This window comes from Variovorax beijingensis (genome assembly GCF_007828835.1).
In the GTDB taxonomy this organism is placed as follows: Bacteria; Pseudomonadota; Gammaproteobacteria; order Burkholderiales; family Burkholderiaceae_C; genus Variovorax; species Variovorax beijingensis_A.
Genome location: NZ_VIVL01000003.1, coordinates 401,204 through 420,941 on the forward strand (window position 1 = coordinate 401,204; position 19,738 = coordinate 420,941).

The window sequence follows — 19,738 nt, forward strand, 5'->3', positions numbered from 1 at the left end:
CTATCGATCGTTTCGTTCAGATGACCACGTTGACCAGCCGGCCGGGAACCACGATGACGCGCTTGGCCGGCGCGCCCTCGGCGAACTTGACGAAGTCGTCGCACGAGAGCGCGAGCGCTTCGATCTCGGCCTTGGAGGCGCCGGCCGGCACGCGCAGCGCGCCGCGCAGCTTGCCGTTGACCTGCAGCATGAGCTCGATCTCGTCCTGCTCCAGCGCGCCCACGTCCACCACGGGCCAGGGCGCGTCGAGCAGGCCGCCCAGCTCCTTGTCGTAGCCAAGCTGCTGCCAGAGCTGGCAGGCGATGTGCGGCGTGGCCGGATACAGGCAGCGCAGCAGGATGCCGAGGCCTTCGCGCAGCGCGGCGGCATCGCCGGCGCTGCCATCGGGCTTGAAGCCCTCGAGCGCATTGAGCAGCTTCATCGCGCCCGACACCACCGTGTTGTATTGCATGCGCTGGTAGTCGTAGTCGACCTGGCGCAGCACGGTGTGCACCTCGCGGCGCAGCGCCTGCGCGGCCTTGCCGAAGGCCTGGCCGCCGAACGCCACCGGGGCCACGTCGGCCTGCGCCACGCCGAAGTTCCAGACCCGGCGCAGGAAGCGGTAGCTGCCCTCGACGGCCGCGTCGTTCCACTCGAGCGTGGCCTCGGGCGGCGCGGTGAACATGGTGTAGAGGCGTGCGGTGTCGGCGCCGTACTTCTCGATCAGGTCCTGCGGGTCGACGCCGTTGCGTTCGCTCTTGCCCATCTTGCCGACGCCGCCGTATTCGACCTTGGTGCCGTCCGCGGCGACGCCGCCGACGATGCGGCCCTGCGCGTCGAGCGTGGGCGTGACTTCCAGCGGCGGGTGGTAGTTCTTGCCGCCCTTCTCGTCGCGGTGGTAGTAGACGTGGTTGAGCACCATGCCCTGCGTGAGCAGCTTGCTGAAGGGCTCGTCGACCTTCACCAGGCCCAGGTCGCGCATCACCTTGGTCCAGAAGCGCGCGTACAGCAGGTGAAGGATCGCATGCTCGATGCCGCCGATGTACTGGTCCATCGGCATCCAGTAGTCGGCGCCCTCGGCGACCATCGCCTGGTCGTTCTTCGGGTCGCAATAGCGCATGAAGTACCAGGAGCTGTCGACGAAGGTGTCCATGGTGTCGGTCTCGCGCCGCGCGGGCTTGCCGCAGACGGGGCAGACCACGCCGGCGTGGAAGCCTTCATGCCTGGCGAGCGGGTTGCCCGAGCCGTCGGGCACGCAGTCGGTGGGCAGCACCACGGGCAGGTCCTTCTCGGGGACCGGCACCGCGCCGTGCTCGTCGCAGTGGATGATCGGGATCGGCGTGCCCCAGTAGCGCTGGCGGCTCACGCCCCAGTCGCGCAGGCGCCAGGTGGTCTGCATCTCGCCCAGGCCCTTCTGGGCGAGCGCATGCGCCACGGCGGCCACGGCCTCCTTGTAGGTCATGCCGCTGAAGTTGTCGGAGTTGATGGTCACGCCGCGCTGCTTGTCGGCGTACCAGTCCTGCCACTTGTGATAGTCGAAGTGCGGCTCGTCGTCGACCAGCACCACCTGGATGATCTCGATGCCGTACTTGTTGGCGAAGGCGAAATCGCGCTCGTCGTGCGCCGGCACGCCCATCACGGCGCCGTCGCCGTAGTTGATGAGCACGTAGTTGCCGACCCACACCGGCACCTGCTCCTCGGTGATCGGGTGCTTGACGGTCAGGCCCGTGGGCACGCCCTTCTTTTCCTGCGTGGCGAGCTCGGCCTCGGTGGTGCCGCCGCTCTTGCATTCCTCGATGAAGGCCGCGACCTTGGGGTCGAGCGTGGCGGCGTGCACGGCCAGCGGGTGCTCGGGCGCCACGGCGCAGAAGGTCACGCCCATGATGGTGTCGGCGCGGGTGGTGAACACGTACATGCGGCCGTCCTGGATCAGCCGGCCGCCCGCGTCCTTGATGTCGTGCGTGAAGGCGAAGCGCACGCCCTCGCTCTTGCCGATCCAGTTCTCCTGCATCAGCTTGACGCGCTCGGGCCAGCCCGGCAGCTTGTGCTGGGTGTGCTCGAGCAATTCCTCGGCATAGTCGCTGATCTTCAGGTAGTAGCCGGGGATCTCGCGGCGCTCGACCGTGGCGCCGGTGCGCCAGCCCTTGCCGTCGATCACCTGCTCGTTGGCCAGCACGGTCTGGTCGACCGGGTCCCAGTTGACGACCTGGGTCTTGCGGTAGGCAATGCCCTTCTCGAGCATCTTCAGGAACAGCCACTGGTTCCACTTGTAATAGCTGGGATCGCAGGTGGCGATCTCGCGGCTCCAGTCGATCGCCAGGCCCATGGCCTGGAGCTGGCCGCGCATGTAATCGATGTTCTCGTAGGTCCACTTGGCCGGCGGCACGCCGTTCTTGAGCGCCGCGTTCTCGGCCGGCAGGCCAAAGGCGTCCCAGCCCATGGGCATCAGCACGTTGTAGCCGCTCATGCGCAGGTAGCGCGTGAGCATGTCGTTGATGGTGTAGTTGCGCACGTGGCCCATGTGCAGCTTGCCGCTGGGGTACGGCAGCATCGAGCAGGCGTAATACTTTTTACGGCTCGCGTCCTCGATGACGCGGTAGGCATCGGCGGCGCTCCATTGCGCCTGGGCAGCGGACTCGACGTCGCTGGGTTTGTAGCTGGGGTTCATGACGGTTCGGCAGGAGCCCGGCTCGGAGCGGCCGGGGAAGGCGGATTATCGCGCCCGGCCGGCAGACTCTAGACTTGAGGCACGTAACCTGCGTGTTGCACGGGTTACGCCTACCCTTCGGCAGATTTTTCGCACCGCCTGGAATGCCATGAAATTGTTCCTGAAACACCTCGCCCTGGGCCTCGCGGCCGCCGCCAGCCTGGCCGTGATGCCGCTGCATGCGCAGCCGGCCGGCGACAAGCCGCTGCGCATCGTGGTGCCCTTCGCCGCCGGCGGGGCGCAGGACGTGATCGCCCGCTACCTGGGCGCCAAGCTCTCGGACAAGCTCGGCGGCAGCGTGATCGTCGACAACAAGGCGGGCGCGGGCGGCATCGTGGCGGCCGACGCGGTGGCCAAGGCGACCGACGGCGCCACCGTGCTGCTGGCCACCGGCGGCGCCATCACCATCGCGCCCCACCTGCAGGCCAAGCTGCCCTACGACCCCATGGCAGACCTCGCGCCCGTGGCCCTGGTCGGCGACACGCCCATGACCGTGGCCGTGCGCACCGAAAGCCCCTACAAGACCCTGGCCGACGTGCTGCGCGACGCCAAGGCGAAGCCGGGCCAGGTGACCTATGCCTCCACCGGCAACGGCACGGTGTCGCACCTCACGGGCGCGCTGCTGGCCCAGGCGAGCGGCGTGAACCTGCTGCATGTGCCCTACCGCGGCGCGGCGCCGGCGCTGACCGACCTGCTGGGCGGCCAGGTGGCGCTGATCGTGACCAGCGCCGCTTCCATCGAGCCGATGGTCGCGAGCGGCAAGGCCCGCGTGCTCGGCACCTTTTCCCGCGCGGCGCTGCCCAGCCTCGGCACGCCGCCGACGGTCGCGGAGGCGGCGGGCCTCGCGGGCATGGACGTGCCGGTGTGGGTGGGCGTGATGGCGCCCGCGCGCATGCCGGCGGCCAGCATCGAAAAACTCTCCGCGGCGCTGGTCGAGGTGTGCAACCTGCCCGAGACCCGGCAGCGCTTCGCCCAGCTGGGCGCGGTGAACACCTGCGGCGGCGGCGCGGCGTTGGGCAAGGTGATCGCGGAGGACAGCCAGCGCTGGGCGAAGGTCATCAAGCAAGGCGGGATCAAGGTTGATTGACGTGGCTCTCCCCCAGGCTCCGCGCACTTCGTGTCGCTTCTCCCTCCCCCTCACCGGGGGCAACACCGGCGGCCCGGCAGAGCCGGTTCCGCGGTGTTCGCGAAAGGGGCCCGCAGGGTGACGGAGGCTGACGGGCTGTATCGCGTCGGCATCGCGGGGGCCGGGGCGATCGCCCTGGCCAATGCGGCGTGGCTGCGCCAGGCGGGCCACGGCGCCATGCTCTGGTCGCCGGGCGGCCAGGGTGCCGAGGTCCTGCGCACGCAGCCGCTCGAAGCCGTCGGCGTGCAGCCCTGCCGCGTGGCGGTCGAAGTGGCCGGCGATGCGGCGCAGCTTTGCGGCGCATCGGATGTGCTGCTGATCGCCCTGCCGGTCAACGGCCACAAGCGCGTCATGGATGCGCTGCTGCCCTTCCTGCGCGACGGGCAGACCGTGATCGTCAGCTCGATGGCCTCGCTGTCTTCGCTCTATCTGCACGAAAGCGCAGGGCGCGCGGGCAAGCGGGTGACGGTCGCCAGCTTCGGCACCACGGTGCTGACCGCGCGCCGCGAATCCGCCACGCAGGTCCGGGTGATGACGCGGCGCCAGGCGGTCGGCGTCTCCGCGCTGCCGAGCTCGGAAATCGAGCGCGCCATCGAACTGTGCACCGCGCTGTTCGGCGGCGGCTTCTTCGCGCAGGACAACACGCTCGCCAGCGCGCTCGCGAACGTCAACCCGCAGTCGCACGGACCGCTGGCCGTCTTCAACTGGACCCGCATCGAGCACGCGGAGAACTGGCCGCAGTACCACTGCATGACGCCCGGCGTGGCCCGCGCGATCGAGGCGCTGGACCGGGAGCGGCGGGCCGTGGCCGGCGCCTTCGGCATCGCGCTCGGGCCGATCGAGGAGCATTTCGCGCGCTCCTTCGGCACGGAATCGGCGCGGCTCGAGGACATCGCGGCCGAGCTGCATGCCAAGCGCGGCGGACCGCCCGGCCCCGTGCGCACCGACACGCGCTACCTGAGCGAAGACATGCCCTACGGCCTGGCCTTCGTCGAAGCGCTCGGCGCCATCGCCGGCGTGGCGACACCCGCGACGCGCACCATCGTGGACGCTGCCTCGCTGGTCAGCGGCATCGACTTCCGGCAGCGCAACGACCTGCTGGCGCCGCTGGGCCTGGCCCGCGAAACCGTGGCCGGCCTGCTCGCCCGCCTATGACGAGGCGGCAGCGGCCGGAAAGACCGGCTCGCCGAGGTTGAGCATCAGCCGGTTGGCCCAGGCGAAGAGCGCCACGGAGTGGACGAGGTCGAGGATCTCGAGTTCGCTGAGCCCCACTTCCTTGAGCGTTCGCACATCGTCGGCCGACACCTTGCCGGGCTCGGCGCCGAGCCGGATCGAGAATTCGACGATGGCCTTCTCGCGCGCCGTGGTGCCCGCGGAGGCCGGCTCCTCGAACACCTGCGAGATCACGTCGCTGCGCTTGGCCAGCTGCTCGAAGCGCTGCGCATGCACCGAGGCGCAGTACACGCAGCCGTTGACGCGCGACTCCACCGTGGCGCCCAGCTCGCGCTCCGCGCGCGGCATGCCGCCCGGCGCGAACATGATCGCGTTGAAGGCGATGGAGCGCTGCAGCAGCATCTCGGGCTGGTGCGCGAGCACCAGGAAATACGGCGAGCTGCGCGCCTGCGGGCTCATCTCGTCGAGCGCGGCCAGCTGGGCCGGCGTGGCCGAGGCGACGTCGACCGGGTCGAGCCAGGGCTTCCAGCTCAGCACCTCGTTGGTGAAGCCCTTGATGCGGATCGGCGCGTTCGTACTGCTCATGCTGCGACCTCCACGGCGGCCAGCGCCTGCAGCCCCGCGACCAGACGGACCTGGTAGGAGAGAAAGGCGATCAGCTGGCCCAGCGCGACGATGGCGGGCGTCGAAAGCCCTGCGTCGGCCAGCGACTGCACCGCGGCCTTGTCGCCCTCGATGGGGCGCTCGATCAGGCTCGCGGTGAACGCCAGCACCGTGCGCAGCCGCGCATCGGCCACCGGCGCGCCGCTGCCCACGGCCGCGATCAGCTCGCGGTCCACGCCCTCGGCCAGCAGCCGCTCGCGGTAGTGCGCGGCGAGCGTCGCGGCCTTGGAGACGCTGCAGGCGTGCAGCGCGACCAGCAGGCGCTCGGCCACCGACAGGCCTTCGACCGAGGACGAGAACATCGCGTCGTAGCTGCCCTGCGTGGCCGCCACGACCTTGTCGCGCTGCTGGCGCAGCAGGCGGGTGGCGTGGCCGGGCACCAGCGGCACCGCGGCGTCGATCACGTCGAGGGCAAGAGAAGATTCGGAAAGAGTGGTCATGCGTTTCGATGAAGAAGTCTGGAGTTCAGCCGCGTTCGGACGGCGGCGGCGCGGGCACCCATTCGTCGCCGAACAGTTCGGGCTCGCTGTAGGCCTCGAGGTTGGCGAAGTGCTGCTCGAAGTCTTCGCGATAGAACAGGCTGGCCATGCCGCTCGCAAGCCGCCTGGCGCCATCGCTGATCGCGGGAATGTCGCCCGACACCGTGCCGTGCGACAGGGCCGCCGGATAGCAGAAGCAATGGATGCGGTCCAGGCCCGGGCACTGGCCCGCTGCGCGCTCGCGGAATTCGAACACCGGCCCGAGATCGGGCGAATCGGCCAGCTCCTGGTCTTCGTCGCCGGGCGCGGGCACGAAACGATCCTTCCACGTTCGCACATGCGATGCAATGGTGTCGAACTCGGGACGGCAGCGCCAGTCGATCTTGAAACCGGTGGAAACAACGAGGAAGTCGAACACGAAGTCGCCCCTGGGCGTGGCCACGCGCATTGCCGCGCCCTGCGGCTCGACCGCAAGCACCGGACAGCCGAAATTGAAGAACGCGTTCGGGTGGCGCGACACGCGCAGCGTGCTGCCATGCGGCGGCGGCACGTTGGCCACGTTGATGTAGTGGCGGATGCGCCACTTGAATGCATCGGGCAGGTCGTAGTGGCCCTGCGTCAGGCCCGGCACGCCGGCGCCCTTGCCCTTGTTGACGCGCGGCAGGTCGGGCCGGCGGATCAGCAGCTCGACGCTGTGCGCGCCGGCCTCCAGTGCGGTGGCGGCGCTGTCCATGGCCGACGAGCCCGCGCCGACCACGCCCACGCGCAGTCCGGCCAGCTTGCCGTAGTCCATCTCGTCGGACGAGTGGGCCCATTGCGAGCGCGGCAGTGCGTTGACGAAGGCCGGAACCGCGGGGCCGCCGAGCCCGTCGCGCCCCGTGGCCAGCACCACGCGGCGCGCCAGCACTTGCGCTGCACCCGCCGGCGTGCGCAGCGCGAGCCGCACCGCCGCCGCATCGGCGAGCGGCTGGATGCCGGTGACGGCCGTGTCGTTGCGCACATCGACGTTCATCACGCGGCGGTACCAGCGCAGGTAGTCCATCCACTGCAGGCGCGGGATCTTGTCCATCGACTCCCAGGCCTCGGTGCCGAACTGGGCCTCGAACCAGGCGCGGAAGGTCAGCGCGGGCAGCCCCAGCGCGGGCCCGGTCAGCTCCTTGGGCGAGCGCAGGGTTTCCATGCGCGCTGTGGTGGCCCACGGCCCTTCGCTGCCCGCGGGCGAGCGGTCGAACACCACGGCCCGGATGCCCTGCTGGGCCAGCGCGGCGGCGGCCGCCAGCCCGGCCTGGCCGGCACCGATGATGGCCACGTCCAGCACGGGTTCGCCGCCGTGCGTGCGAACCGGCATCCACGCACGCGCGGGCCAGCCGAGGCATTCGAGATCCCGGGCGAGCCGCTGCTCGAGCGCGGCAAGGCCTTGCGGGTGGGAGGATGGGGCGGGGGAAGCGGCGTCGATGGTCATCTTGCAAAACGAAACGGGAGGCGGGTTCGCATGGAACCCCGCCCAGTGTAGAAAGCTTTTCAGGCGGGACCGGGACAGGCCCATGCACAGACCGGGCCCGGATCTCGCATGCCACAATGATTTTCAGACCACAGGGGCAGCATGCGCAGCAACGACAGCAGCAATGGCGAATGGTGGCGCGGCGCGGTGATCTACCAGATCTATCCGCGCAGCTTCATGGACAGCAACGGCGATGGCATCGGCGACCTGCCCGGCATCACCTCGCGGCTCGAACACGTGGCGAGCCTGGGGGTCGACGCGATCTGGGTGTCGCCCTTCTTCCGCTCGCCGATGAAGGACTTCGGCTACGACGTGGCCGACTACCGCGCGGTCGATCCGATCTTCGGCACGCTGGCCGATTTCGACGAGATGCTGGCGCGCGCCCATGCGCTGGGCCTGAAGATCATCATCGACCAGGTGCTCTCGCACACCTCCGACCAGCACGCCTGGTTCGCCGAAAGCCGCGCGAGCCGCGACAACCCCAAGGCCGACTGGTACGTCTGGGCCGACGCGCGGCCCGATGGCACGCCGCCCACCAACTGGCTGTCGGTGTTCGGCGGGCCGGCCTGGCAATGGGATTCGCGCCGCCGCCAGTACTACCTGCACAGCTTCCTCAAGGAGCAGCCCGACCTGAACTTCCATTGCGCCGAGGTGCAGCAGGCGCTGCTCGGCGAAGTGCGCTTCTGGTGCGAGCGCGGCGTGGACGGCTTCCGCTTCGATGCCTGCAACCATCAATTCCACGACGCGCTGCTGCGCGACAACCCGCCGGCCAGCGCCGCCTCGCTGGACGAGGTGAGCACGGTGCGGGCCGACAACCCCTATGCCATGCAGCAGCACCTCTACGACAAGAGCCAGATGGAGAACCTGCTCTTTCTCGAAAGCCTGCGCGGGCTGCTCGACGATTACGGCGCGGTCGCGCTCGGCGAGGTCGGCGACGAGAACGCACCGCCCGTCATGGCGCAGTACACCGAACTTGGCAAGCGCCTGCACCTGGCCTACAGCTTCAGCCTGCTGACGGCCGAGCACAGCGCCAGGCACCTGCGCCACCAGGTCGAGACGCTGGACCACGCACTCGCGCCGACGGGCGGCTGGGGCTGCTGGGCCGTGTCCAACCACGACGTGCCGCGCGTGGCCACGCGCTGGAGCGGCGGCGGCCCGGAAGACACGCGGCGCGACCGGCTCTGGCTCGCGCTGCTGCTCGCGCTGCGCGGCAGCGCCAGCATCTACCAGGGCGAGGAGCTCGGCCTGCCCGAAGCCGAGGTGCCGTTCGAGCTGCTGCAAGACCCGTACGGCCGCGCCTTCTGGCCCGAGTTCAAGGGCCGCGACGGCTGCCGCACGCCCATGCCCTGGAAGGCCGACGAACTGCACGCCGGCTTCACCACCGGCGGGCCCTGGCTGCCGGTCTATGGCCGCCACCTGCCGCTGGCGGTCGACCGCCAGTCCACCGATCCCGACTCGATGCTCGCATTCAGCCGCGCGCTGCTGCGCTGGCGCCGCACCCAGCCGCTGCTGCGCACCGGCAGCATCGCCTTCATCGATGCGCCGGAGCCGGTGCTGTGGTTCGAGCGGCGCGAGGGGAACCAATCGCTGCAGGCCGTCTTCAACCTGGGAGGCGAGTCGGTGTCCATCGCGCTGCGCGAGGCGCTCGAGCCGCTCGCGGGGCATCCGCTGTCATCGTCGTCGTCCCTGCAGGCCGGCGGCGAAAGGCGCATGCTGAAGCTGGCGCCGTACGGCGTCTTTTTCGGCCGACCCGCCGGCGAAGAAGAACCGATGTGAAGAACAACATGCCTTCCCTGCTGCTGCCCGAACGCGAAGTCCATGCGCTGATGCGCGCCGAGCACGGCGATCCGTTCGCGGTGCTCGGCCCGCACGAGACGCGCGACGGCCTGCTGGTGCGCGCGCTGCTGCCGGGCGCGCAGAGCGTGGCCGTGGTGCACACGCGCACGGGCTGGCCGCTGGCCATGCTGTCGCGGCAGGAAGGCTCCGATCTCTTCGCGGGCCTGGTGCCCGCGGCGGAGGCGCTGCTGGGCTATTCGTTCCAGGTCGACTGGGGCACGCACAGCTCGCGGCTCGAAGACCCGTACCGCTTTGCGTTCGTATTGGGCGCCACCGACGTGTGGCTGCTGGCCGAAGGCACGCACCTGCGGCCCTGGGAGCGGCTGGGCGCGCACCTGTGCGAGATGGATGGCGTCAAGGGCGTGGCCTTCGCAGTCTGGGCGCCCAACGCGCGGCGCGTCTCGGTGGTCGGCGACTTCAACAACTGGGACGGCCGGCGCCACATGATGCGGCTGCGCCGCGAGTGCGGCGTGTGGGAGATCTTCGCGCCGCAGGTGGCCACGGGCGACAGCTACGAATTCGAGATCCTCTCGGCCCAGGGCGAGGTGCTGCGCAAGGCCGACCCCTTCGCCTTCTCCTCGCGCCTGCGGCCCGAGACCGCCTGCGTGGTCGCGCCGCTGCCCGCGCCGGTGGCGATGCCGCCCGAGCGCGCCGCGGCCAACGGCCGCCATGCGCCGATGAGCATCTACGAGGTGCACCTGGGCTCCTGGCGCCGCAAGAACGGCCATGAATGGCTGGACTACCGCGAACTGGCCGACACGCTGGTGCCGTACGCGCGCGACATGGGCTTCACGCACATCGAGCTGCTGCCGGTCAGCGAGCATCCGTTCGACGGCTCCTGGGGCTACCAGCCGATCGGCCTGTATGCGCCCACCTCGCGCTTCGGCACGCCCGGCGACTTCCGCCATCTCGTCGAAGCCGCGCATGCCGCGGGGCTGGGCGTGATCCTCGACTGGGTGCCCGCGCACTTTCCCACCGACGCGCACGGCCTCGGCCGCTTCGACGGCACTGCACTCTACGAATACGCCGATCCGCGCGAAGGCTTCCACAACGACTGGAAGACCTTCATCTTCAACTACGGCCGCACCGAGGTGCGCAACTACCTGGTCGGCAATGCGTTGTACTGGCTCGAGCGCTACGGCGTGGACGGGCTGCGCGTCGATGCGGTGGCGTCCATGCTCTACCGCGACTACAGCCGCAAGTCCGGCGAATGGGTGCCCAACGTCCATGGCGGGCGCGAGAACCTCGAGGCCATCGACTTCCTGCGGCGCATGAACCGGGTGGTGGGCATCGAGCGCCCGGGCGCCATCACGCTGGCCGAGGAGTCGACGAGTTTTCCGGGCGTGACGCGGCCGCCCGAGGACGGCGGCCTCGGCTTCCACTACAAATGGAACATGGGCTGGATGAACGACACGCTCGCCTATGCGGGCATCGACCCGGTCCACCGCAAGCACCACCACCAGCAGATCACCTTCGGCCTGATGTATGCGCACAGCGAGAACTTCGTGCTGCCGCTCTCGCACGACGAGGTGGTGCACGGCAAGGGGTCGATGTTCGGGCGCATGCCCGGCGACGAGTGGCAGAAGTTCGCGGGGCTGCGCAATCTTTATGGCTACCTCTGGGCCTATCCGGGCAAGAAGCTGCTGTTCATGGGCAATGAATTCGCCCAGGTGGCCGAATGGAACGCCGACCGCAGCCTCGACTGGCACCTGCTCGAGCAGGCGCCGCACCAGGGCATGCGGCGGCTGGTGCGCGACCTGAACAATGTGTACCGGCACTTTCCCGCGCTGCACGAGCTCGACACCGAAAGGGCCGGCTTCGAATGGCTGGTGCATGACGACTGGGAGCAGTCGGTGTTCGCCTTCGTGCGCCGGGCCCGCGACGGCTCCTTCGTGGTGGCGGTGTGCAACTTCACGCCGCTGCCGCGCCACGGCTACCGGCTCGGCGTGCCTGCGGCGGGCGCGTACCGCGAGGCCATCAACACCGACGGCGCGGTGTATGGCGGCAGCGGCGTCGGCAATGGCGTGGTTGAGAGTTCGCCGGTTCCGTGGCATGGAAGGGCCGATTCGATCGTCATCAGCGTGCCGCCGCTGGCTACCGTGATGTGGGTGCTGGTTTGAGGTTCTTGGCTTTGGTTTTTTTCCCGGGACCGGGTCTCGCCCCGGCGGGCGACTCACTTTCTTTTGCTTCGCCAAAAGAAAGTGAGCAAAGAAAAGGCGACCCTGCTGTCTGCGTCCCTTCGCTTCGCTGCGGGCAACCTGCGGTGCTCGATTCCGGCGGGGGTCCGCAGAACTCGCTTCGCTCAAACAGCTGCGGCCCTGATCCCGCCTCCATCTGCGCTCCTCGGCGCATACAGAAGGGGTGGGAGCGGGTGGCCTTCGCTTCGCTCGGCCCCAACTCCAACAGCCAATACCAACAGTCCAACCACCGCAGGCGCTGCGCGCCTGCGGTGGCTTGGTGGCCGAGCGCAGCAATGGCCCGTTCGGTTTGCCCTCCCCTCTGGCTGCGCCGAGGAGCGCAGGGTTTCGCGGATCAGGGCTCTCAGCTGTTTGAGCGAAGCGAGTTCTGCGAGACCCCGCGAAACCCGAGCACCGCAGGTTGCCCCGTAGCGCAGCGAAGGGGTCGCAGACAGTGGGGTCGCCTTTTCTTTGCTTACTTTCTTTTGGCGAAGCAAAAGAAAGTGAGGCCGCCGCCGGGCGGAATCCCGGCCCCCGAAAGCAAATCCTCAAAGAGGCCAGCAACATGCTGAGCCCAGGCAACCCTTCCCCCTTGGGCGCGACGCTGTCGCCGAGCGGCGTGAACTTCGCCCTCGCCGCCCCGAACGCCGAATCGGTCGAGCTCTGCCTCTTCGACAGCACAGGCCAGCACGAGCAGCAGCGCCTGCGGCTGCCCGCCTTCACCGACGGCGTCTGGCACGGCCTGCTGCCGAGCGGGCGCGCCGGCCTGGTCTACGGCTTTCGCGTGCATGGCCCCTGGGCGCCGCACGAGGGAAAGCGCTTCAATCCCGCGAGGCTGCTGCTCGACCCGTATGCGCGCGAGATCCTCGGCCGCTACGACGGCAGTGATCTGTTCGCGGGGCACGATCCCGCGAATCCGGACCAGCGCAACACGCGCGACAACGGCGCCGTCGCGCTCAAGGCCCGCGTGGCGGCGGCCGGCAGCAGCCCGGACGCGCCGGGCCACGCCCGCATCCCGGCCGGCGAGCGCGTGCTCTACGAACTGCATGTGCGCGGACAGACCCGGCTGCACCCGGGCGTGCCCGCTGCCTTGCGCGGCACCTATGCCGGCCTGGCCGAGCCCGTGGTGCTCGACCACCTCCAGGGCCTCGGCGTCACCACGCTGAGCCTGATGCCGGTGCAGCACCGCGCCGACGAGCAGCGGCTGCTCGCCATGGGCCTGAGCAACTACTGGGGCTACAACACCATCGGCTGGTTCGTGCCCGAGGCGCGCTACTGGAGCGGCCGCGCCGGCACCACGCCGGCCAGCGAATTCCGCGCCATGGCCGACGCGGTGCATGCGCGCGGCATGGAGCTGGTGATCGACGTGGTCTACAACCACAGCGCCGAAACCGACGAGTTCGGCCCCACGCTCTCGCTGCGCGGCATCGACAACGCGCTGTACTACCACCTGCGCCCCGACGACCGCGCGCTCTACGCCAACTGGACCGGCTGCGGCAATTGCCTCAACCTGGCCGAGCCGCGCGTGCTGCAGCTGGTCATGGACAGCCTGCGCCACTGGGCCTGCGAGCTCGGCGTCGACGGCTTCCGCTTCGATCTCGCACCGGTGCTGGGGCGCGGCGCCGATGGCAATTTCGACCCGCGCGCGCCCTTCTTCGCGGCCATCGCGCAAGACCCGGTGCTCTCGCGCACGCTGCTGATCGCGGAGCCCTGGGACATCGGTCCGGGCGGCTACCGCCTGGGCGAATTCCCACCGGGCTGGCTCGAATGGAACGACCGCTACCGCGACACGCAGCGCGGCTTCTGGCTGCGGCAGGGGCGCGAGGGCGCGGCGGGCCTCGGCGATTTCGCGCACCGCTTCACCGCCTCGAGCGCGCAGTTCGCCCACCACGGCCGCGCGCCCACCGCGAGCGTCAACTTCATCACCGCGCACGACGGCTTCACGCTGCGCGACCTGCTCTGCTACGAAGAGCGGCACAACCTGGCCAACGGCGAGAACAACCGCGACGGCCATGCGCACAACCTGAGCAACAACTGCGGCGTCGAAGGCCCAAGCGACGACCCCGCCGTGCAGGCCGAACGCGGCCGCCTGCAGCGCGCGCTGCTCGCCGCGCTGCTGCTGTCGCAGGGCACGCCCATGCTGCTGGCCGGCGACGAGCTCGGCCACAGCCAGCAAGGCAACAACAACGCCTACTGCCAGGACAACGAAACCACCTGGCTCGCCTGGATCGGCGCCCACGATCCCGCGAGCGAAGCAGCGCGCCTGAGCGCCTTCGTCGCCCGGCTCGTTGCCCTGCGCCGCGAAGCGCCCGCGCTGCGCAGCACGCGCTGGTGGCCGGCGCTGCCGGCAGAGGGTGCGCCGGGCATCCGCTGGCTGCGGCCCGACGGCGAGCCGATGCAAGAGGCCGACTGGCATGGCGGCACGGCCCTTGCAATCCTTTTCGAAGCCATGGCGGCGGAGGCAGGCGCCTGGCTGGTGCTGGTGAATGCGGGGCCGGCGGCCGTGCCGTTCAGGCTGCCGGCGGGCTCGTGGCGGTGGCGGCTCGCAACTGACGATCCGGCGCCCGATGCCGGCGCCGCGCTGCAGCAGCCCCATGCCGGCACGGTGGAGGTCCCTCATTCGAGCATCCGGATTGCAAGAAGGTAGAAGCCAGCCGCGCCGCACGGTGCTAGGCTGGCTGCAGAAACGCTGACGAAGAGAAGACGACAAACCGACGAACGAACGGAGACACAGGATGGACAACCACAGCATCAGCAACAGCGCGCCGCAGGCCCCTCTGCAGGCGCATCAACTGGTCCGCCGCACCATCGCCCTGGTGCTGGCCGGCGGCCGCGGCTCGCGCCTCAAGCAGCTGACCGACCGGCGCGCCAAGCCGGCGGTGTACTTCGGCGGCAAGTTCCGCATCATCGATTTCGCGCTGTCGAACTGCCTGAACTCGGGCATCCGGCGCATGGCGGTGGTCACGCAGTACAAGTCGCATTCGCTGATGCGCCACCTGCAGCGCGGCTGGAGCTTCCTGCGCGCCGAGCTCAACGAGATGGTCGACGTGCTGCCCGCGCAGCAGCGCACGGGCGACGAGCACTGGTACCGCGGCACGGCCGACGCGGTCTACCAGAACCTGGACATCATCCAGACCCGCTCAACCAGGCACGACTACGTGGTGGTGCTGGCCGGCGACCACATCTACAAGATGGACTACTCGATCATGGTCAAGGACCATGCCGAGCGCGGCCTGGGCTGCACGGTCGGCTGCATCGAGGTGCCGCGCATGGAGGCCACCGCCTTCGGCGTGATGGCCATCGACGACGGGCGCCAGATCACGGCCTTCCTCGAGAAGCCGGCCGACCCGCCCGCCATGCCGGGGCGGCCCGACACGGCGCTGGCCAGCATGGGCATCTACGTGTTCGATTCCGAGTACCTCTACCAGCTGCTCGAGGAAGACGCCGCCAACCCCGATTCGAGCCACGATTTCGGCAAGGACATCATCCCGCGCGCGGTGGCGCAGGGCCGCGCGCTCGCGCATCCCTTCGGCATGTCCTGCGTCACGCGTGCCTCGCGCGGGCCCGGCGCCAAGGCCTACTGGCGCGACGTGGGCACGATTGATGCATTCTGGGCAGCCAACCTCGACCTGGCCTCCATCACGCCCGAACTCGACATCTATGACACGGACTGGCCCATCTGGACCTACCAGCGGCAGCTGCCGCCGGCCAAGTTCGTGCTCGACCGCGAGGGCCGGCACGGCATGACGGTCAACACCATCGTCTCGGGCGGCTGCATCGTCTCGGGTTCCAAGGTCAGCAGCTCGGTGCTGTTCTCGGGCGTGCGCATCCATTCGTTCTGCGACATCAACGAGGCCGTGCTGCTGCCCGACGTCGAGGTGGGCCGCGGCGCCCGGCTCAACCGCGTGGTGATCGACCGCGGCTGCGTCATTCCGGACGAGATGGTGATCGGCGAAGACGCCGCGGCCGATGCCGCGCGCTTCGAGCGCACCGACAACGGCGTGGTGCTGGTCACCCGCGAAATGCTCAAGCGCCTGCTGGCTGCCTGAAGCCGCACCGCTTTCCCGATGCGAATCCTCCAGGTCAGCGCCGAACTCTTTCCCCTGCTCAAGACCGGTGGCCTCGCCGACGTGGCCGGTGCGCTGCCGCTCGCACTCATGGCTGCCGGGCAGGACGCGCGGGTGCTGCTGCCCGGCTTCCCGGCCATCCTGGCCGGCGTGCGCGATCTCGCGCCGGTGGCCGAGTTCACGGCGCCCTGGGGCCCGGAACGCTTCGGCCTGCGCGCGGGCCGCATCGCGATCGACGGCGCGGCCGCGCCGATCCCGGCCTACGTGATCGATGCGCCGGCGCTCTACGACCGGCCCGGCAACCCCTATGAAGACGCCACGCGCCAGCCCTATGGCGACAACCACCGGCGCTTCGCGCTGCTGGGCTGGGCCGCGGCGCAGCTGGCCCAGGGGCTCGATCCCACCTGGCAGCCCGAGGTCGTGCATGCGCACGACTGGCATGCGGGGCTGGCGCCGGCCTACCTGCACTTCGCGCGGCAGGCCGGCGCCACCCGCGCGGGCAGCGTGTTCACGGTGCACAACCTGGCCTACCAGGGCATCTCGGCGCCGTGGAACTTTGCCGACCTCGGCCTGCCCGGGCCCGCGTTCCACATGGACGGGCTCGAATACCACGGGCAGGTGTCGTTCATGAAGGGCGGCCTCTACTTCGCCGACCGCCTGACCACGGTGAGCCCGACCTACGCCCGCGAGATCCAGACGCCCGAGCAGGGTTTCGGGCTCGACGGCCTGCTGCGCCTGCGCGGGGGCGTGCTCACGGGCATCCTCAACGCGGTCGACGACCAGGTCTGGAATCCGGCCGCCGACAGCGCGCTGGTGCAGGGCTACCACACGCCCGAAGGCCGCCACATGGCGGGCAAGGCGCGCTGCAAGACGGTGCTGCAGCACCAGCTCGGCCTGGCCGAGCGCCCCGACGCGCCGCTGTTCATCGTGGTCAGCCGGCTCACCGAGCAGAAGGGGCTGCACCTTGTGCTCGGCGGCCTCGACACCCTGCTGGCCGAAGGCGGCCAGCTCGCGCTGCTGGGCAGCGGCGAGGCCTGGCTCGAGGACGCCTTCCGCGAGCGCGCGGCGGCCGCGCCGCGCTCGGTCAGCGTCACCATCGGCTACAACGAAACGCTGGCGCACCAGCTCTTCGGCGGCGGCGACGTGACGCTGGTGCCCTCGCTGTTCGAACCCTGCGGACTCACGCAGATGTACGGCCTCAGGTACGGCAGCCTGCCGCTGGTGCGCCGCGTCGGCGGACTGGCCGACACCGTGGTCGACTGCACGCTCGAGGACATGGCCAGCGGCGACGCCACCGGCTTCGTGTTCGACCGCTTCGACGCCGCGGACTACCATCGCGCGCTGCGGCGGGCCTTTGCGCTCTACCAGCGCGCGCCCGACTGGCGCCGCGTGCGCGGCAATGCCATGCGGCGCCCGGCCGACTGGGCCACTGCGGCCGGCCAGTACATCGAGGTCTACCGGCAGGCGCTCGAGTCCGCCGGCACCTGAATGAAGCGCCACGGCGCACCACCCCACCACTCTTCACCGAAGCCCATGACCATCAAAGACTTCGCCTACGACCATCCCGACCGCGACGTGGCCGCGTTCAAGCGCGCCGTCGCCAACAAGCTGATCTATGCGGTCGGCAAGGACCCCGTCGCGGCCAGCCAGGACGACTGGCTGCACGCCACCGCGCTGGCCGTGCGCGACCAGCTGGTCGAGCGCTGGATGGCGACCACGCGCGCCAACTATGCGCAGGACCTGAAGCGCGTCTACTACCTCTCGATGGAGTTCCTGATCGGGCGCACCTTCACCAATGCGCTGCTGGCGGTCGACCTCTACGACACGGTGCGCGAAGCGCTGGCCGACTTCGGCGTCGACATGGCGGCGCTCGCCGAGCGCGAGCCCGACGCGGCCCTTGGCAACGGCGGCCTCGGCCGGCTCGCGGCCTGCTTCCTCGACTCGATGGCCACGCTCGGCGTGCCGGGCATGGGCTACGGCATCCGCTACGAATACGGCATGTTCCGCCAGCGCATCGTCGACGGCCAGCAGGTCGAGACACCCGACTACTGGCTCACCCGCGGCAACCCCTGGGAGTTCCAGCGGCCCGAGGTCAACTACCGCGTGCGCTTCGGCGGCCGCGTGCAAAAGCGCGAGGGAAAGAACGCGCCCTATGGCGCGGCCGACTGGGTCGACACCCACGACGTGCTGGCCGTGGCCTACGACACCATCATTCCGGGCTACGGCACGCAGGCCACCAACACGCTGCGCCTGTGGTCGGCGCGCGCCACCGAGGAGATCGACCTCTCGGCCTTCAACCGCGGCAACTACATGGCGGCGGTGGAGAGCAAGAACCACTCCGAGAACGTCTCGCGTGTGCTCTACCCCGACGACTCCACGCCCTCGGGCCGCGAGCTGCGGCTGCACCAGGAATATTTCTTCTGCAGCGCGAGCGTGCAGGACCTGCTGCGGCGTTACCTGCGCAACCACAAGAGCTTCGACCAACTGGCCGACAAGGTCAGCATCCACCTGAACGACACGCACCCGGTGCTCGCGGTGCCCGAGCTCATGCGCCTCCTGCTCGACGAGCACGGCCTGGCCTGGGACGCGGCCTGGGCCCACACGCAGAAGGTGTTCAGCTACACCAACCACACGCTGATGCACGAGGCGCTGGAGACCTGGCCGGTCGAGATGCTCGGGCGCATCCTGCCGCGGCACCTGCAGATCATCTACGACATGAACGCGAAGTTCCTCGCGGCCGTGACGCAGAAGGCCGGCAACGACGTCGAGCTGCTGCGCCGGCTCTCGCTGGTCGACGAGGCGGGCGAGCGCCGCGTGCGCATGGCCTACGTGGCAGTGCTCGCGAGCCACTCGATCAACGGCGTGTCGGGCCTGCACTCGGAGCTCATGAAGCAATCGATCTTTGCCGACTTCGCGAAGATCTTCCCCGAGCGCTTCAACAACAAGACCAACGGCGTCACGCCGCGGCGCTGGCTCGCGCAGGCCAATCCGCCGCTGGCGGCGCTGCTCGACCAGCGCATCGGCAGGGGCTGGCGGCGCGACCTCTCGCAGCTGGAGGCGCTCAGGCCCATGGCCGCGCAGCCGGCCTTCGTGCGCGCCTTCCGCCATGCCAAGCGCGAGAACAAGCTGCGGCTGGCCAACTGGATCGAGCAGCACATGGACATCGTGCTCGACACCGACGCGATGTTCGACGTGCAGGTCAAGCGCATCCACGAATACAAGCGGCAGCTGCTCAACGTGCTGCACGTGGTCACGCGCTACCACCGCATCCTCGATGCGCAGGCCGCGGGCGGCCCGATCGACATCGTGCCGCGCGTGGTGGTGTTCGCCGGCAAGGCGGCCTCGGCCTACCAGATGGCCAAGCTCGTGATCCGGCTGGTCAACGACGTGGCCCACACCATCAACAACGACAGCCGCGTGGGCAAGCTGCTGAAAGTGGTGTTCCTGCCCAACTACAGCGTGAGCCTGGCCGAGGTGATCATGCCCGCGGCCGACCTGTCGGAGCAGATCTCGACCGCGGGCACCGAGGCCTCGGGCACAGGCAACATGAAGTTCGCGCTCAACGGCGCGCTCACCATCGGCACGCTCGACGGCGCCAACGTGGAGATGCGCGACAACGTGGGCGCGGAGAACATCTTCATCTTCGGCAACACCACGCCGCAGGTGGCCGACATCCGCGCCCACGGCTACCAGCCGCGCGACATCTACGAAGAGAACGCCGAGCTCAAGCGCGTGCTCGATGCGATCCGCGACGGCGCCTTCTCGGCCAGCGAGCCCTCGCGCTACCAGGGCATCTACGACGCACTGGTGAACTGGGGCGACCACTACCTGCTGCTGGCCGACTACGCGAGCTACGTCGCGAAGCAGGCCGAGGTCGATGCGCTCTACCGCGACCCCGACGCCTGGACGCGCATGGCCATCCTCAACGTGGCGGGCATGGGCGCGTTCTCGTCGGACCGCACCATTGCGCAGTACGCGCACGAGATCTGGCACACGAAGCCGGTGGTGCTGGGCTGAGCCGGCTGCAATG

Annotated in this window: 12 protein-coding genes; 8 read left to right on the plus strand and 4 right to left on the minus strand. The window is 69.6% G+C overall.

Features of this window, described 5'->3' with window-relative positions; translation table 11 throughout:
- Positions 1–16 precede the first annotated feature (16 nt).
- Positions 17–2,647 carry a leucine--tRNA ligase gene (gene leuS / locus FB547_RS12420; RefSeq protein ID WP_145742615.1) on the minus strand — a complete coding sequence of 877 codons (2,631 nt, stop codon included), beginning with the start codon at positions 2,645–2,647 and terminating at the stop codon, positions 17–19.
- Positions 2,648–2,795: 148 nt separating this feature from the next.
- On the opposite strand from leuS, the gene FB547_RS12425 reads away from it, so the two are divergent.
- Together FB547_RS12425 and FB547_RS12430 are read left to right on the plus strand one after the other, a co-directional pair.
- Complete coding sequence (locus tag FB547_RS12425; protein ID WP_145742617.1) at positions 2,796–3,773, plus strand: Bug family tripartite tricarboxylate transporter substrate binding protein; 978 nt, start codon at positions 2,796–2,798, stop codon at positions 3,771–3,773.
- A 117-nt stretch (positions 3,774–3,890) separates the two neighbouring features.
- Positions 3,891–4,967: an NAD/NADP octopine/nopaline dehydrogenase family protein gene (locus FB547_RS12430; RefSeq protein WP_145742619.1), complete on the plus strand. Its 1,077-nt coding sequence runs from the start codon at positions 3,891–3,893 to the stop codon at positions 4,965–4,967.
- Here FB547_RS12430 and FB547_RS12435 read toward each other — a convergent pair.
- Genes FB547_RS12435 through FB547_RS12445 form a run of 3 tightly spaced genes read right to left on the minus strand, consistent with a single transcriptional unit; the run spans position 4,962 to position 7,589 of the window.
- A complete protein-coding gene (locus tag FB547_RS12435) occupies positions 4,962–5,570 on the minus strand; it encodes a peroxidase-related enzyme (protein ID WP_145742620.1) in 609 nt (202 codons plus the stop codon). The two genes, FB547_RS12430 and FB547_RS12435, sit on opposite strands and share 6 nt — an antisense overlap.
- On the minus strand, positions 5,567–6,088 hold the full coding sequence (locus FB547_RS12440; protein WP_145742622.1) for a CMD domain-containing protein: 522 nt from the start codon (positions 6,086–6,088) through the stop codon (positions 5,567–5,569). Before FB547_RS12440 ends, FB547_RS12435 begins: the two co-directional genes overlap by 4 nt.
- Before the next feature lie 25 nt (positions 6,089–6,113).
- On the minus strand, positions 6,114–7,589 hold the full coding sequence (locus FB547_RS12445) for a flavin-containing monooxygenase (protein ID WP_145742624.1): 1,476 nt from the start codon (positions 7,587–7,589) through the stop codon (positions 6,114–6,116).
- 141 nt (positions 7,590–7,730) lie between these two features.
- On the opposite strand from FB547_RS12445, the gene FB547_RS12450 reads away from it, so the two are divergent.
- The 6 genes from FB547_RS12450 to FB547_RS12480 all read left to right on the plus strand — a co-directional run bounded on the left by FB547_RS12450 (position 7,731) and on the right by FB547_RS12480 (position 19,725).
- Complete coding sequence (locus FB547_RS12450; protein WP_145742626.1) at positions 7,731–9,404, plus strand: alpha-glucosidase; 1,674 nt, start codon at positions 7,731–7,733, stop codon at positions 9,402–9,404.
- An 8-nt stretch (positions 9,405–9,412) separates the two neighbouring features.
- Positions 9,413–11,584 carry a 1,4-alpha-glucan branching protein GlgB gene (glgB, locus tag FB547_RS12455; RefSeq protein WP_145742628.1) on the plus strand — a complete coding sequence of 724 codons (2,172 nt, stop codon included), beginning with the start codon at positions 9,413–9,415 and terminating at the stop codon, positions 11,582–11,584.
- Positions 11,585–12,206: 622 nt separating this feature from the next.
- Positions 12,207–14,288 carry a glycogen debranching protein GlgX gene (gene glgX, locus FB547_RS12465; protein WP_145742630.1) on the plus strand — a complete coding sequence of 694 codons (2,082 nt, stop codon included), beginning with the start codon at positions 12,207–12,209 and terminating at the stop codon, positions 14,286–14,288.
- A gap of 88 nt (positions 14,289–14,376) precedes the next feature.
- Positions 14,377–15,690 carry a glucose-1-phosphate adenylyltransferase gene (glgC, locus tag FB547_RS12470; protein WP_145742632.1) on the plus strand — a complete coding sequence of 438 codons (1,314 nt, stop codon included), beginning with the start codon at positions 14,377–14,379 and terminating at the stop codon, positions 15,688–15,690.
- 18 nt (positions 15,691–15,708) lie between these two features.
- Positions 15,709–17,196, plus strand: coding sequence for a glycogen synthase GlgA (gene glgA, locus FB547_RS12475; protein WP_145742634.1), 1,488 nt, complete (start codon positions 15,709–15,711; stop codon positions 17,194–17,196).
- Positions 17,197–17,241: 45 nt separating this feature from the next.
- A complete protein-coding gene (locus FB547_RS12480; RefSeq protein ID WP_145742636.1) occupies positions 17,242–19,725 on the plus strand; it encodes a glycogen/starch/alpha-glucan phosphorylase in 2,484 nt (827 codons plus the stop codon).
- Positions 19,726–19,738 lie beyond the last annotated feature (13 nt).

Coding starts and splice junctions, on each gene's coding strand:
- leuS (WP_145742615.1), bottom strand. CDS start 2,647: ATGAACCCCAGCTACAAACCCAGCGACGTCGAGTCCGCTGCCCAGGCG.
- FB547_RS12425 (WP_145742617.1), top strand. CDS start 2,796: ATGAAATTGTTCCTGAAACACCTCGCCCTGGGCCTCGCGGCCGCCGCC.
- FB547_RS12435 (WP_145742620.1), bottom strand. CDS start 5,570: ATGAGCAGTACGAACGCGCCGATCCGCATCAAGGGCTTCACCAACGAG.
- FB547_RS12440 (WP_145742622.1), bottom strand. CDS start 6,088: ATGACCACTCTTTCCGAATCTTCTCTTGCCCTCGACGTGATCGACGCC.
- FB547_RS12445 (WP_145742624.1), bottom strand. CDS start 7,589: ATGACCATCGACGCCGCTTCCCCCGCCCCATCCTCCCACCCGCAAGGC.
- FB547_RS12450 (WP_145742626.1), top strand. CDS start 7,731: ATGCGCAGCAACGACAGCAGCAATGGCGAATGGTGGCGCGGCGCGGTG.
- glgB (WP_145742628.1), top strand. CDS start 9,413: ATGCCTTCCCTGCTGCTGCCCGAACGCGAAGTCCATGCGCTGATGCGC.
- glgX (WP_145742630.1), top strand. CDS start 12,207: ATGCTGAGCCCAGGCAACCCTTCCCCCTTGGGCGCGACGCTGTCGCCG.
- glgC (WP_145742632.1), top strand. CDS start 14,377: ATGGACAACCACAGCATCAGCAACAGCGCGCCGCAGGCCCCTCTGCAG.
- glgA (WP_145742634.1), top strand. CDS start 15,709: ATGCGAATCCTCCAGGTCAGCGCCGAACTCTTTCCCCTGCTCAAGACC.
- FB547_RS12480 (WP_145742636.1), top strand. CDS start 17,242: ATGACCATCAAAGACTTCGCCTACGACCATCCCGACCGCGACGTGGCC.